Source organism: Mobiluncus holmesii ATCC 35242 (assembly GCF_000185445.1).
Classification (GTDB): Bacteria; Actinomycetota; Actinomycetes; order Actinomycetales; family Actinomycetaceae; genus Mobiluncus; species Mobiluncus curtisii.
The window spans coordinates 381,340-396,261 of sequence record NZ_GL622346.1 but is presented as its reverse complement, the minus strand read 5'-3'; the positions used below and the strand labels follow the sequence as shown (position 1 = coordinate 396,261).

Sequence of the window (14,922 nt, the reverse complement as noted above, 5' to 3'; positions counted from 1 at the left end):
TATAAAAGTACCATGGGAAACAGACAGATTACCCGCAAAATTAGCTACGCTGCCGCGACTACCCTGCTGGTGTTGGGCGGCACCTGGGGGCTGACGGGCTGCGAAGGTGCAGCCGGTAAAACTGCCGCCAAAGATGTACCCACCAAGACCTCCCTGGTGAAGGTCAAACCAAAACCAACCGCCATCCAACCCGCGGAAATGACCTTTACGGTTGCCGCTACGGGCGATGCTCTGACACACGACGCCCTCATGCCAGACGTGTCGCGTGATGCCGCGGGAAATACGCACTTCACCAATCTGATGGCAGGGATCAAACCGTTTCTCGAGGGGGCTGACCTGGCGATTTGCCATCAAGAAATTGCCTTCGCCGCAGACAGGGCCGCTTACCAGGGGTTTCCTAACTTCGCTATGCCGACGGGCTGGGCGCAAGACATGAAAGGCTTGGGCTACGACGGCTGTTCCACCGCTTCGAACCACACTACTGACCAAGGCATCGAAGGCGTGTATCAGACGCTCAACGTGCTGGAAAAAGCCGGTCTGGGAGCTACCGGTTCCCGGCGCAGTGCGGCAGAAAAACCCTACCAGATGTATCAGCTGACGAAAGACGGTCGCACCATCAAAATTGCGCACCTGTCCCTGGCGTGGGGGAAACTGGGCGGGATGCCCTACATTAGAGAAAAGCCTTGGTTGGTCAATGTGGACAACATGAGTGAAATCCTCAAGTGGGCGGCCGAAGCTCGCCAAGAAGGCGCTAAGGTGGTGATTCTGTCCGGTCATAACGGGCTGGAATACGAGCTGCAGCCCTCCAGCTGGGCGCGCCAATGGGCACAAGAAGCTGCGGCTAGCGGGCTGATTGACCTCTATATCGGTCATCATCCACACGTGCCCCAAGGCATTGAGAAACTACCCGGTGGCGTGGACGGCAAAGGCATGTGGACATATTGGAGCGTGGGGAATGTCATTTCGGACATGCGTCCCCTGGCTACGATGCACACTGACTCGGAACAAATCGCCTGGGCGACGATTAAGGTTCCCGCGCAGGGCAACGCCGAAGTCATTTCTGCCCAGTGGGTGGGGATTGGTCTGGAACCCGATTCGCATATGGTGGTACCGCTAGCTGCCGCTGCGCGAGGACAGATCCCGCCCGGCAGTGCCATGAGTGCGAGCAAAGCCACAAAATACCGGGAGTTTTTGCAGTCCCTGGTAGGTCCCGAAACTCCTGAGCTGACCGAACCGCCCTCAACCCCCTCCCCTGCCCAGATTAAGGCGCTGCCAAAGCAATAACCGTCCGCGCCCTCCGTCGGGGGCACAAGGGCGGGGCGGAAAGTTTACCGAGATTCTCGCAGTTTCGGGTCGCGCTTTAGGTAGGCTCTGGTTTCGTGAGCTATCAGACCCGAAGCGAGAATCAGCCCAATCAAGTTCGGCAGAGCCATCAACCCGTTCGTAATATCCGCTAGTGTCCACGCCACTTTCAGCTCGGTGATGCAGCCCACGAAAATAACTATGGCAAACAATACGCGGTAGACGGTGACAGCGTTTAAACCAAACAGACGTTCTACACAACGTTCCCCGTAATACGCCCAGCCCAGCACCGTGGAAAATGCGAAAAATACCAGGGAAATTGCGACCACAAAGTGACCCTGCCCGCCGGGGAATCCCAGGTTGAATGCCTCAGCGGTGAGAGGCGAACCGTCTAGCGGGTTACCGTCCGCATCGGTGGCTTTCCAAGCTCCCGTGACCACGATGACCAGTGCCGTCATGGAGACCACAATGATGGTGTCGATGAAAGTTTGCGTCATGGACACCAGACCTTGCCGAACCGGTTCGCGAGTGCGTGCCGCAGCTGCAGCAATCGCAGACGTGCCCATCCCGGACTCGTTTGAGAAGATTCCTCGAGCTACCCCGTACTGAACCACTATCATGAACGTGGAACCCACAAAACCGCCTGTGGCAGCGGTACCCGTAAAGGCATCGTGAAAAATCAGAGCCAGCGCGTCAGGGATTTCCGCCAGGTGCAGCCCCAACACAATCAGTGCGGCTCCCACGTAGAGAATAATCATAATCGGGACAAAAGCCGAAGTCACCCGACCGATGGACTTCACTCCTCCCAGCAGCACAATGCCGGTCAGCGCCGCCATGAACAGCCCTGTCATCCAGGGGTTAATCCCGAAAGAAGCCTGCAGCTGGGTCGCGACCGAGTTTGCTTGGGTCAGGTTACCGGTGCCAAGCGAGGCAATAATCGCAAAAACCGCAAAAGCAACCGCTAAAGTCCGCCCCAGCCACTTCACATTCGTGACTTTTTCCAGGTAATACTGCGGACCGCCACTCATCTCTCCCTTGGCATCCTTAGTGCGGAAACGTACCGCCATGAAGGCTTCGGAATACTTCGATGCCATCCCCAGCAGCCCCGTAATCCACATCCAGAACACTGCCCCCGGCCCACCAATGTGGATGGCAGTGGCGACACCGGCAATGTTTCCGACCCCAACGGTAGCTGCCAGAGCAGTGGTGAGAGCTTGGTAGTGGGAAATGTCGCCCTCGATAGTGTCATCGAGCGGTTGTTTCCCCGCGGCACTTTCCCCGGCTGCTTCATCACGTTTCAGCAAGGCGAGGTGCATGGCGGGTCCCAGCTTGCGGAATTGGAGTCCTGCCAGGCGGATAGTCAGCCACAACCCGGTCCCCAGCAGCAGGGGGATCAGGAAAAACGGACCCCAAACGAAAGAATCTACCGTGCTGAGTACCTCTAAAAGCTTGTCCATGGTCTATTGCCTCAATGTTGTCGGAAACGAACTTGTGGCAAGTTTAGCGAGTCAGCCCACGTTATCCATAATTTGACGCCGCTGCTCGAGATTGGAGACGAGCAACAGACCCGGTAAAATTCGGTATTTAGGTCGGTTACCGCGACGTTAGCAGGGCGCCAATCTGGTTTGCCACGCCACGAGACACCGCCCCGGCACCACCAACGATGGTGTAGGAAGCTTGGGGATGAGCCGGCACGAAACTTTGCAGACTCGAGTCCAGGGTGGCAGGGCGACTCAGCAGGATAGCTTGATGATTTGCGTGCGCATAGCCCGAGCCTGCCAAACCGTCAGCAAAAATCATACCGGAAGCAACCAGGTATCCCCCAGCGCTAGGGAAGAAATTCTGTGCCAACTGGGTGGAGGTCTGGAAACGATTTTGCCCCACGATAGTCTTTACCTCACTGACGGCACCTTTCCACGCCGCGTCCGCGTGAGCGGCTTGAGTGGTAACGGCTGTGGCAGCCCCGCCACCTATACCCCACAAGCGCAGTTTGCCCCCCTGCTGGGTCACGGTGCGCCCTAGGTCAGAAATCGCTTTCTGGGTGGGGGTAGGGATGTTGTTTGCGCGTGTAAAGAGAATGACCCCGTGCGCGTTTGCCACAGCAGGACCGGCAGCAATCGCATCAGGAATGTTCGGGTCGCTGGTGGCGTCGACCAGGAACACGTCAAGGACTTTCGTGTGGGCAATCACTGAGGCATTTTCCCGCACCGTACGGGCAGCGACTCGACCCGCCGTGTCGAAGCGATCGGATCCCGCCAGGTCGGTGATGGTCACTCCCGCCTGCTGTAATTCCGCGCGTTGAGCAGCCGAGAGTTTCACTCCCCCGCCGACCACGTACAGAGTCTTACGCGGGGAAGCCTTAATGGCAGAAATTACTGCCGGTTCCACCGGGCTGGACACGGTGAGCAGCACCGTCGCTCCGCGCGCGCCCACCAAAGCTGCTGAGCTCAACGCATCTGGAGCGAGACGACCGGTGGTCAATACCATTGCGTCCCCACTGGTGCCACTCGCCGCGTGCAATGCCAAAGCCGTCGAGACACGATCAGCTCCCGCAATTCGGTTCAATCGCGATTCATAAGGATATTCAGCCGTTTGTGGAGCAGGCGAACCCAAGGTCAAGCCGGTAATATCTTTTAGCCAAGAAGCCAAGGGAATCACGGATCCAAAGTAGGCACCCTGATCATTGCCCCCAATCAACGTACCTATGACTTGATTACCCACCACCAGGGGACCGCCGGAGTCACCGTGTTCAGTTTTCACTCCCGGCCAAGAAGTCTTGTAGCTGAGCTGACCGGGGGCGTTTGCGACACCGCAGTTCGCAGAGAATTCACCCTGTCTAGCTCCCTGTACCACGGTGAAACAGGTCGCCACAATCCGCTGCGACGATGACATGAGAGCCTTCGAGGTGCCACCCCAACCATATTCCACTGCCACATCGCCAACTTTGGCTTGACCAGAGGCTAGGGTGATGGGGGTGATTCCATATACCGGGTCTTTTAGATGCAACAGCGTCGCATCGTACTGGGGATTGATCTTGTAGTCATTCACGGCAGTATTTGCCTGCCGGGTCGGTCCAAAAGTCACGTTGATGTATTTAGGACCGTTGGCGACGCAGTGACCCGCGGTCAAAACCCAGGAGGGGTCAATGAGCATACCGGTACAGATAGCGCCGGTGTTGTCCCGATTGCTGATACTGATATATGCGACCCAATCGGCCTGTGCCGCGCTGGCGGGGGTTCCCCCTCCAATCATCAAATCACCGTAGTCAGAACCCCCGGAGGGCTCACTACCGGCAGGCAGTTCGGAATCGGTGAGAGAAGTGAAGTTCTCCGGAAGTTCAGGAAATTCACCGGTTTCATCCGCAGCCGGAACTGTCGCCGCCGCCGTGCTGGAAATTGCGGGAGTATCCGCTGGTGCAACCGGACTGGCGAGACTCATTTCCGCGGGTCCGGCGAGCAGACCTACAAATCCCAACAAACCGAGTGTAACCATCGGCCACCATGATTTGAGAGACGCGTTTTGTTTCATTTCTTCACTTTCCCAAAATAAAATCAGCTCTTAACTATTTTATGTCTCGACAACTCAAGATTTTGCAGGTCTCAGCACCCAGATTGGTTTCAGCCTGTCACGATTTCGCTCCGCCAGCGCCACGACGCGTTTATCCCCAGCTTTTGTCTCAGTTACTGGTTCGGTTACTGCAACCAGCGCACCGTCGGACGCATTGGGGCACGAATTTGCTGTCTCAAGGGGGATGTTTGGGGCAGCATGGGTCGAGTCCCGCAGCGCTGGGGATTGTCCGAAAGACAACGCCCGCACCTGGGTTTCGTCTCCGAGAAATTCAGGGAAGATTCCCAATATCGCGGCGTCCAAACCCAAGGGGCGCAGCACTCCGTAACGGCGAACTTCGGTCTCGAACTCGGATAGACTGTGTGCTTGGTCCAGTCCGTATGACCCGACCGAAATACGTCGCAATGCAGTCAAATGCGCCCCCACGCCCAGGTCCGCGCCGAGATCTCGAGCCAGGGAACGCACGTAGGTTCCTGCCGAGCAGCCCACTACGATGTCCGCATCGGTGACCTGCACTGGAGGGTTAGAGTCGTCTCCTGCCACCGTTTCGAGAACTGGTGCACCGCGCAGCTCGAGCCGGTGAATGGTCACCGGACGGGGCTGTATTTCCACGTTTTTTCCGGCACGTGCCAAGTCATAGGCACGTTTTCCACCAATTTTTATGGCAGAAAACTTGGCTGGAATTTGGTCGACTGCTCCGCGCCACGGTTCCAGCGCTGCCGTGATTTCCGCCGTGGATAAGGCGGCTCCCGCACGGGATAGAACCTGTCCCAGCGCGTCATCGGTATCTGTAGAGATACCGAATCGCACCCGCGCGGTATAGACCTTGTCATGAGCCGTCAGGTATTGCAGCAGGCGGGTGGCTTTGCCGATGGCACAGATCAGGATTCCCGTGGCCAGCGGGTCAAGGGTGCCGGCGTAACCGACTTTCTTTTGACCTGCCAACCGGCGAATCCGTGACGCTACCGCGTTAGAACTCAACCCCCGTGGCTTATCCACAATGACCAGTCCGGGCGGGCAAGTTTCACCCCGAGGTAAATCCTCAGGGCAGTCAGGCAAAAAGTCTGGCGCGTCAAACATCGTAACCTGCCCCGGAACCCTTGTGAACCAGCCGTCCCCCACCAAAGGTGTCCTCCGGACCGCGCCCGACGAAAGTTTCCCCGCGGACAGTCCCCTGCCCCGCCAGGTTAGGAGTCCTGGTCATCTTCAGTTTCACGAGGAGTCTTATAAGGATTAGCCTCTCCGGCATACTGGGTGCCTTTGCGCGCTGCCAACTCGGCGTCTGCCGCGCGAGCCTCCGCGAGGGCTGATTCCAAAGCCGCGGCTTGCTGAGGCACCGGATCGGAGACAAATTCCAAGGTAGGAGTCAGGCGGGTGCCCAAATTCTTGCCGACGCGGGAGCGAATCAATCCTTTGGCAGATTCCAAAGCCGCCCCCGAAGCGGTGCGTTCCGTGTCGCTACCATAAGCCGTGTAATAAACTTTGGCGTGCTGCAAATCCCCCGTGACCTCGACCGAAGTAATGGTGACGAAGCCTAATCGCGGATCTTTAATCTTGCCGGCCAACATGCTGGCCACCGTGGTCAAAATGTTTGCGGCGACTTTTTCGCGCCGAGTATCGTCCATTGTTTCTCTCAATCTGCTGTGTTATCACGGCGCCCCAGCCGAGCCCCGGAGGTAAACCGCCGCAGCCCGACCGGGACACCGGGTTGATTAGGAATATTAGTCGCGCGGGATTTCGCGCATTTCCCACGTCTCGATGCGGTCGCCCACCTGGATGTCCTTAAACTCCAGACCGATACCGCACTCGAAGCCTTCGCGGACCTCGGTGACATCGTCCTTTTCGCGACGCAAGGAATGAATCTCCAGCTCTCCGTTGACGACCACACCATCGCGAACCAAGCGGGCTTTGGCGCCACGCTTGATGGTGCCCGACTTGATCAAGCAGCCCGCGATATTGCCGAACTTGGAGGACTTAAAGACCTGGCGAATCTCGGCGGTACCGAGTTCGTGTTCCTCATAAATCGGCTTTAGCATACCCTTCAAGGAGTTCTCGACATCCTCAATGACCTGGTAGATGACGGAATAGAACTTCATCTCCACGCCTTCGCTATCTGCCAACTCCGCCACGCGCTCGGCAGGACGTACGTTGAATCCGATAATGATGGCGTTGTCCACGGTGGCCAGGTTGACGTCGTTTTGGGTAATCGCACCGACACCGCGGTGAATGATACGCAAACCGACTTCCTCGCCCACGTCAATCTTTAGCAGGGAGTCTTCCAGAGCTTCGACCGAGCCGGACACGTCGCCCTTGATAATCAAGTTCAGCATGTCGACCTTGCCGGCCTTTAGGGCTTCGTCGAAGGATTCCAGCGTCACGCGCTTGCGGCGCTTGGCCAGCAGTGCTGCACGTTCCGCAGCAGCGCGTTTGTCCGCAATTTGGCGCGCTGTCCGGTCGTCTTCAGCGACCAGGAAGTTATCACCAGCTCGCGGCACCGAGGTTAGCCCCAGCACCTGCACCGGTGTGGAGGGGGTGGCCTCTTCTACATTTTGACCACGTTCGTTGAACATGGCACGCACCCTACCGTAGGCAGTTCCCGCCACAATAGCGTCACCGACGCGCAAAGTACCACGCTGCACCAGCATGGTGGCAACCGTACCGCGTCCCTTGTCCAAGTTCGCTTCAATAGCGACACCGCGGGCGGGAGCGTGCGGATTGGCTTGCAAATCCAGCACTGCGTCAGCAGTCAACAGCACCGCATCCAGCAGGTCCTCAATGCCCATCCGCTGCTTAGCCGAAATCGGCACAAACATGGTGTCACCGCCGTATTCTTCGGGCAGCACCCCATATTCAGACATCTGCGCTTTGACCTTGTCTGGGTTAGCGGTCGGTTTATCAATCTTGTTGACTGCCACCACAATCGGCACGTTCGCAGCCTTGGCATGGTTGATTGCCTCCACGGTCTGCGGCATCACGCCGTCATCAGCGGCGACCACAATAATCGCAATGTCAGTGACCTGAGCACCACGGGCACGCATCGCGGTAAAGGCTTCGTGACCCGGCGTATCAATAAAGGTGAGTTTGCGACCCTTATCGGCCTTTTTCAACGTGACCATGTAAGCGCCAATGTGCTGGGTAATCCCGCCATACTCGGTATCAATCACGTCAGTATTGCGGATGGCGTCCAACAGCTTGGTCTTACCGTGGTCGACGTGACCCATCACCGTCACCACCGGGGGTCGGGGTTCCATTGCCTCGATGTCATCGAGTTCTTCTGCCTCTAGGTCAATATCGAAGGATTCCAGCAGTTCGCGGTCCTCATCCTCCGGTGAAACCACCTCAATCTCGTAGCCGAGTTCCGCTCCCAGCAGCTTGAAAGTGTCTTCGTCCAAGGACTGATTGGCAGTGACCATCTCGCCCATGTGGAACAGCACCGTCACCAACGCAGCAGGATTGACGTGAATCTTGTCTGCAAAGTCGGCAACCGACGCTCCGGAACGAATCCGAACCTCTTGACCGTTGCCTTTCGGGACGGTGACACCGCCAATGACGGGTGCATTTTGCTCTTCGATTTCCTGACGTTTAGCCCGACGACTCTTGCCTTTCCGGGACTTGCCGTGACCGAAAGCGCCCTGGGTAAAGCCGCGCCCACCGCGACCGCGAGGTGGCGAAGGCGGACCGCCAAAAGCCGGAGCGCCGCCAAAACCGCCCCCTGCTAATGCTTCAGGGCTGGGGCGAGAACCACGCCCGCCACGCCCACCGCGACCCGCGGGACCGGAGTCACCGCGCGGGGAACCCATGCGGTCTCCCGGCTTGGGACGCGGACCGCCGCCCTGACCGGGACGGGGAATACCTTGGCTCATTCCCTGCGCAGAAGCGAACGGGTTATTGCCCAGCCGCCCTCGGCGCGGACCCGGCTTGGCTTTAATCCCACTGGTACCACCGGGACGTGGCATTCCCTGCGCAGAAGCGAACGGGTTGTTACCCGGACGCGCGCCCGGCTTGGGAATCCCGGCTCCTGGCTTGGGAATATCAGGGTGAGCACTCGGTTTCGCCTGCAGTTTGGCAGGGCTGGGACTCGAGTCTGTTTTCTCCGGGGTCGGTTGAGGGGCTGCGGGAGTCTCCGGCGCTTCGGGTGTTTCTGGAGTTGCGTCATCCGGAGTGACCGCCGTCTCTGGAGCCGTTGGCTCAACAGGACTGGCGGGTGATGAAGATTCTGTTTCCGCAGGATACGCATCCGCAGTTTCACTCTTTGTAGTCGTCTTGACAGCTGGCTTCTTCGCTTTCGCGGTCGCTTTTTCGGCTTTCTCAGCGGCTTCCGGGCTGAACTTGCCCAGTTTTTCCTCTGCAAAGCGTTCCATCATCCGCTTCACTACGGGGCTTTCCACCACGGAGGATGCAGATTTTACGAACTCTCCAGCGTCTTTCAGATACGCCAGCATTTCTTTGGATTCAATACCGAGCTCTTTCGCAAGCTCGTGCACGCGCATTCGTGCCACTTTTCTCCTGTCCTTCGCCACTCCACCCGGCGAAGGGTGAGAATGGATTAATCGTTGGTACTCATCGGGTACTCATCGGGTGCCCAACATCTTCCAACCCGCTCCTAGGTCATTGCGAACACAGTGCCGCCGGATTAATGAAAAACCGCAAGCCGCAAAGTATCCTCAGCTGATAAGTTCCTGTGCCCAAGCGCGACTGTTGGAGTCGCGAAAAGCACCGCTTTTGATTATACCCGACTTTTCTCTATGCACCTGAATCGAACCCTCTCATCAGGCAAAACTTAGGGGTGGAGCCGTCCGTGACAGCCCCACCCCTAAGTTATAGGCAAAAATCAATACCAGCCGCGGGCGCAGAATTTCGCCCAAGCTCCAGCAGGACTGCCGTAGCGTCCCTTAATGTAGCTCAAACCCCAGCGAATTTGGGTAGCCGGGTTCGTGGCCCAGTCCGCACCGGCAGAAGCCATCTTGCGACCGGGGTTAGCCTGCGGGATACCGTAGGGACCACCGCGACGTCCGGCATTCGTACGCCATCCGGATTCCCGATTCCACAAGTTCACCAGGGGCTGCATCTGATCGGGTCCCCAGCCGTACTCGCCCAGCATGTCGTAGGCGATACCCTGCGGAGTGCCAGCTCCCCACGGATTAGCTGCCCGCGCGGCGGCTTCCCGTGCTGCTTGTTCTGCCGCTGCCTTTTCTGCGGCAGCCTTCGCAGCTGCCGCAGCTTCCTCAGCCGCCTGCTGTTCACAGGTCTTCGCCGCGAAATTGTCGGCAATAGCGCCCGTCCCGCCGATAGCGGTGAGATGCTTGCCCGCCAGAGCCCCCAGCACGGTTTGCGGAACGCAAGAAGTCTGAATCAACACAACCGAGGCGTTATTCCGTTTCGCCAAGGGAGCCAAAGTCAGCGCATCGACCGGATTCTTGCCATTAACCAGCAGGTAGTTATGAGAACCCATAACCTGCGCGGCTGCCAGCGCGGTGGTGTATCGGTTATCTCCCGCAATCCGGGAAACCTTTTTCCCAGTCAGTTCTTCAATCTGAGTTTGAGTTTGTTCGTTCACGACCCCGGTCCCCCCGATAATCGTGATATTCTCCGGATTCAACTCGGAGAGAGCTTTTGCAGCGTATTCACCCAGCTGATTCGGCTCGGACAGCAAGAGGTTTGCCTCCAGATTCGCCGCATAGGATGTAGCTGCCAAAATATCTACATCTGAGCGACCATTGGCGATGACCAAGGGGGCATCCGCGTCGCCTGCCAGAGCCACATTTGCGGCAGACTCGTAACGGTTGACGCCTCCCAGAGAGGGCGCCTTCGGACTCATCACCGCAGATTTGTCATCATTAGCAGCCTGCAGGGAAGCAATGAGCCCATCAGGAGACTTATCACTGACTAACACGGAGTCCAACGAAGTTGCCGCGGACACAGCTTGAGAAGTCTCGTAACGATCAACACCCGCCAAGCGAACCTTGGCACTGACAGTTTGATTTGTAATGGTTGCGGAACCCCCATCTTCCGCATTGGCAATCGGAGCAACGCCCGCTACACCGATTCCAGCAATTGCAAATGAACTTGCCATCAGTTTAGAAATACGCATAACTCAAATATTCGACCGGCTCATTTGACCCAGCCAAATGCCCTCCTCATTATTCCAAGCGATTCGCGACCCTACGCCGCGACCCTTGATTATAACGTTTTGGTAACAACCGTGTCCATTTGGTCACTTTTTAGAGCTACGACCTGCGGACATACTTTCACAAGGGCGGTCCCAGACGTTACCGTGCCACCCCGGAAACGCGTGGTCACCCCTTGTGCAAAAAACACGCAGCCCCCCGAGGAAGCACCTCGGAGGGCTGCACGCACGCCTCGTAAAAGCTGCCAATCTAGGCTGGAGTGCCACCATTTTCCGTGTCGGAATGGATATCAATCCCCCAACCAGTCAGACGCGAAGCCAAGCGGGCATTTTGACCTTCTTTGCCAATAGCCAGCGACTGCTGGAAGTCCGGGACCACCACGCGTGCCAAACGCTTCGCTTCATCAATGACTCGCACCGAAATAACTTTGGCAGGACTCAAAGCATTTGCCACGTAAACCGTAGGGTCTTCCGCCCAATCCACGATGTCAATCTTTTCTCCGTTCAGCTCGTTCATGACTGCCCGGACCCGGGAACCATTCGGACCGATACAGGCTCCCTTGGCATTGATACCTTTTTCAGTCGGACGCACGGCTATCTTGGTACGATGTCCCGGTTCACGAGCCACGGATTCGATGACGACTTCTTCCCGGTCAATTTCGGGAACTTCGCGTTTAAACAAGCCCTGCACCAAACCGGGATGGGTCCGAGACAGTTCAATGTGCGGACCTTTAAAACCACGCGATGCCGCCAGAACATAAACGCTCAGACGCACTCCGTGCTGGTATTTCTCGCCGGGGACCTGTTCTGCTGGCGGAATAATGCCTTCCACATCTCCCAGGTTCACGGTCACCAGCTTCGGATCGCGCCCGGCAGTCACCACCCCGGAAACGACTTGACCGACACGATCTTTAAAATCGCCCAGAACAGCTTTGTCTTCTTCCTCTTGGAAACGTTGAATAATTACAGATTTCACCGTAGCCGCGGCGGTGCGCCCAAAATCTTTAGGAGTTATCTCGGACTCGCCCAGCTCAGTGCCGTCCTCGTCCAGCTCCTTTACCAAAACCCGCACCTCGCCGGTCTTGCGATCAACCTCAACCCGTGAATGTTCCTTTTCAGCACCCGACTGGTTGCGGTATGCCTTCAAAAGCGCTTGCTCGACCGTGTCGATAAGCGAGTTCATATCCATGCCCTTTTCGGCTTCCACCAGGCGCAATGCAGACATGTCAATTTGCATGATTCCTCCGTATTGATTTGTCGCTATTTATTTTTTCGCCCGTTGCGCTGGGACCCCCGAGGCTTCCCAAACAAAATAACGGTACGTACCGATTCTATGTCCTCGAAGGGATAAACCGTAACGTCTCCGTCATCATTTACGCTCAACCCGGTTTCCGTGACTTCAGTCAAGATTCCGGCACGAACCTGCCCGCCAGTGCGCACTTCTACGTCTTTGCCCAAGGCGCGACGTGCCAACCGCAGGTTCGTCAGCTCGTGTTCGGCACCAAGCGTGGAAATCTCAAGTGTATAGGCTCCCGATAACGGATCGGCGGCGTCTAAGGCAGCGCCGATAGCGCGGCTGGCGTCCTCTAGTTGCGCGCTGCCCAGATTGTCTACGCCATCAGGTAAATCTAAATTAATCGCCACAACCCGCTGGTGTTTCGGACCGGTCACGGCAATTTTTTCCAGATACAGACCGGCTGCCTCCACGACCGGGTTCACGACCTGGATAATTGCCTCCACACTCGGATCCGTTGAGGTATGCGGTTGGGCCTCTGTTGTTATCTGCAATAGTCTCCCCTTTTTCGTTTTCTCAGAGTTGTCTGAGCGCGTGAATGGAACGGGGGTATGAAACAATGGGTCTATGTTTTTTCGCCCGTCCCATTTCCTGAGACTAAGTCTATGGCTTATGGCGGGTCTCGCGCTGACCGGGTGTGGACTGCGCCTGGACACGCCCCCCGATGCCCTGCCGAAACTGGATGCCGGGCAAGCAGGAATTTCCGCTGTTTCTCGGGCAGAAGCCGCTATCAATGCCGGCAGTGAAAAGATGGCTGACGATGCCTCGCTAGCCCCTGGGCTACGCGCTGCCATAGGGACGGTACGCGACCTTTCCGCCACCCGTTTAGCCGCAATGGGCGGGGTCTGGCAGCCGTGGCCTCAGGGTATGCCGGAGGGGGCGGACCCCGGTCCGCAGCCTTCCTCCGCTCCGGGCAACATGGAGGATCTGTTACAACTCCTGGTGGATGCCGCGGCGACTTCCTGTCAAGCAGGAGCGCGGGCACCCCAGGCTAAGGACGCGCAACTGCTCACGGCACTGTGTGCCGCACAACAGCTGGATGCATCCCACCTAGCAGGAGCCTCGGGAAGTCCACTCCCCGAGTCAAAAGTGCCGGTCGACGCACCGGCAGGAACGAACCCGGAAGGCTCCCCCGAACCGATAGCCGACCGGAAAAATCTGCAAGACCTTACCGCAGCGCAAACCGCCCTGGATTTTGCGCGATTCCGGATGGAAGTGGCAGCAGCGCACCTCAACGGTGATAACCGGAAGTGGGCTTTGCAAAGGGCGAGTTCCCTGGCTTGGGACGTACAGTCGCTGGTAGACGGGGGGGTTGAGGATGTGCGAGCCTCTCAATATGCCCTGGATTTTCCACAAATTAAGTCCGCTGCAGACGCAATTCACCTCATCAATCAGGCTGATGCTGACGCATTCGCCGCACACCTCCAGATAGTCGCGATGATTTCGTCTCCCGATGCCGCATCGAAGCAAGCGCCAGACCAGACCCTGTCAGCATTGCGCCAACCCTGGATAAGGGCTGTAAAAGATGACGTCACTTCACAAAACCGTTTCGGCATACCGCCTTCCCAGATTTTCGCGCAACTGTGGCCCTAACCGAATCAGACACAAGTTCTGGTAGGTTTGCCCAGTCTAACGCCGCGGTCACCAGGAAAACTGGACCACTAGAGACTTTTTCACCGGCTCAGGGATGGCTCGGGGTTTTTTCAGGGTAAACCCCTATAGCCGGTGAGTTTCGGGCTGGTTACGCTGGATTACACGTAAGAAATCTAGCGAAAGGTTAGCCATGTCTACCCCAAATAGCTCCGTTCCCTCAGACGAAACACCGTTTACCCCCGTAACGCCCCCAACCCCGCCAAACGCAACTGCCCCCGGAACTTCCCCTTCCTCCCTTGTGACCAGTGCAGAGACGGACCTGCCGACCGCCCCCGTCGCCGAGCTGCGTGAAGTCACCAAGGTTTACGGCGAAAAAGGCACGCGCGTGGAGGCTCTGCGCGGAGTTAACGTCGACATTAACGCCCGCGAATTCACGGTTATCATGGGTCCCTCCGGTTCCGGCAAATCCACGCTGCTGCACGTCCTAGCCGGTTTGGACGCGGTCACTTCCGGTTCCATCACGGTCAACCGCATAGATATCACCAAGCTGAAAGACAAGCCCCTGACCCTGTGGCGCCGCGACAACGTGGGGTTCGTGTTCCAGTCGTTTAACCTGGTTCCCACTTTGAACGCGCAAGCCAATATCGAACTGCCGCTGCGCCTGGCGAATAAGCCGATAGACCGGCACTGGTTCGACCAAATCGTCACCGGGCTGGACCTCGCCACCCGGCTAAACCACAAGCCTTACGAACTGTCCGGTGGCCAAATGCAGCGCGTCGCGGTCGCTCGGGCTCTGCTGTCCCGCCCCGCCCTGTTGGTGGCTGACGAGCCGACTGGAAACCTGGACACGGCGTCTTCTGCCGAGGTCCTGAATCTGCTGCGCGCGGCAGTTGATAACTTCGGGCAAACCGTGGTGATGGTGACCCACGATCAGCACGCCGCCGCGACCGGAGATCGGGTCTTAATCGTCCGCGACGGGATGATTGTGCAAGATTTGCACCACCCCGAACCCGCAGATATCGCAAAGGTGGCGTGAGCG

12 protein-coding genes are annotated in these 14,922 nt (G+C 57.6%); 3 read left to right on the top strand and 9 right to left on the bottom strand.

What is annotated here, in order from left to right:
- Window positions 1–12: 12 nt before the first annotated feature.
- Entirely contained in the window at window positions 13–1,284 is a 1,272-nt protein-coding gene (locus tag HMPREF0576_RS01685; RefSeq protein WP_004010455.1) for a CapA family protein, read from the top strand.
- Between the two features lie 44 nt (window positions 1,285–1,328).
- On the opposite strand, the gene HMPREF0576_RS01680 is transcribed toward HMPREF0576_RS01685, so the two are convergent.
- From HMPREF0576_RS01680 to HMPREF0576_RS01645, 9 genes are all read right to left on the bottom strand, one after another.
- Complete coding sequence (locus HMPREF0576_RS01680) at window positions 1,329–2,759, bottom strand: alanine/glycine:cation symporter family protein (protein ID WP_004010454.1); 1,431 nt, start codon at window positions 2,757–2,759, stop codon at window positions 1,329–1,331.
- A gap of 136 nt (window positions 2,760–2,895) precedes the next feature.
- Window positions 2,896–4,830, bottom strand: a complete 1,935-nt coding sequence (locus HMPREF0576_RS01675) for a cell wall-binding repeat-containing protein (protein WP_004010453.1) — start codon at window positions 4,828–4,830, stop codon at window positions 2,896–2,898.
- A 54-nt stretch (window positions 4,831–4,884) separates the two neighbouring features.
- Window positions 4,885–5,949: a tRNA pseudouridine(55) synthase TruB gene (gene truB / locus HMPREF0576_RS01670; protein ID WP_004010452.1), complete on the bottom strand. Its 1,065-nt coding sequence runs from the start codon at window positions 5,947–5,949 to the stop codon at window positions 4,885–4,887.
- Window positions 5,942–6,085, bottom strand: coding sequence for a hypothetical protein (locus tag HMPREF0576_RS09360; protein WP_169310016.1), 144 nt, complete (start codon window positions 6,083–6,085; stop codon window positions 5,942–5,944). Before HMPREF0576_RS09360 ends, truB begins: the two co-directional genes overlap by 8 nt.
- Complete coding sequence (gene rbfA, locus HMPREF0576_RS01665) at window positions 6,057–6,494, bottom strand: 30S ribosome-binding factor RbfA (protein WP_004008140.1); 438 nt, start codon at window positions 6,492–6,494, stop codon at window positions 6,057–6,059. The genes HMPREF0576_RS09360 and rbfA overlap by 29 nt, the downstream gene beginning before the upstream one ends.
- A 96-nt stretch (window positions 6,495–6,590) precedes the next feature.
- A complete protein-coding gene (infB, locus tag HMPREF0576_RS01660) occupies window positions 6,591–9,359 on the bottom strand; it encodes a translation initiation factor IF-2 (protein WP_004010450.1) in 2,769 nt (922 codons plus the stop codon).
- Window positions 9,360–9,700: 341 nt separating this feature from the next.
- On the bottom strand, window positions 9,701–10,960 hold the full coding sequence (locus tag HMPREF0576_RS01655; protein WP_004010449.1) for a cell wall-binding repeat-containing protein: 1,260 nt from the start codon (window positions 10,958–10,960) through the stop codon (window positions 9,701–9,703).
- A 286-nt stretch (window positions 10,961–11,246) separates the two neighbouring features.
- The gene (gene nusA, locus HMPREF0576_RS01650; RefSeq protein WP_004010448.1) at window positions 11,247–12,233 is read right to left on the bottom strand and encodes a transcription termination factor NusA; all 987 of its coding nucleotides are present in this window, start codon (window positions 12,231–12,233) and stop codon (window positions 11,247–11,249) included.
- 23 nt (window positions 12,234–12,256) lie between these two features.
- Window positions 12,257–12,736: a ribosome maturation factor RimP gene (locus tag HMPREF0576_RS01645; protein WP_004010447.1), complete on the bottom strand. Its 480-nt coding sequence runs from the start codon at window positions 12,734–12,736 to the stop codon at window positions 12,257–12,259.
- A gap of 166 nt (window positions 12,737–12,902) precedes the next feature.
- Between HMPREF0576_RS01645 and HMPREF0576_RS01640 the strand changes: the two genes are divergently transcribed.
- Both HMPREF0576_RS01640 and HMPREF0576_RS01635 read left to right on the top strand, forming a co-directional pair.
- The gene (locus HMPREF0576_RS01640) at window positions 12,903–13,883 is read left to right on the top strand and encodes a hypothetical protein (RefSeq protein WP_004010446.1); all 981 of its coding nucleotides are present in this window, start codon (window positions 12,903–12,905) and stop codon (window positions 13,881–13,883) included.
- A gap of 190 nt (window positions 13,884–14,073) precedes the next feature.
- A complete protein-coding gene (locus tag HMPREF0576_RS01635; protein WP_004010445.1) occupies window positions 14,074–14,919 on the top strand; it encodes an ABC transporter ATP-binding protein in 846 nt (281 codons plus the stop codon).
- Window positions 14,920–14,922: the final 3 nt, after the last annotated feature.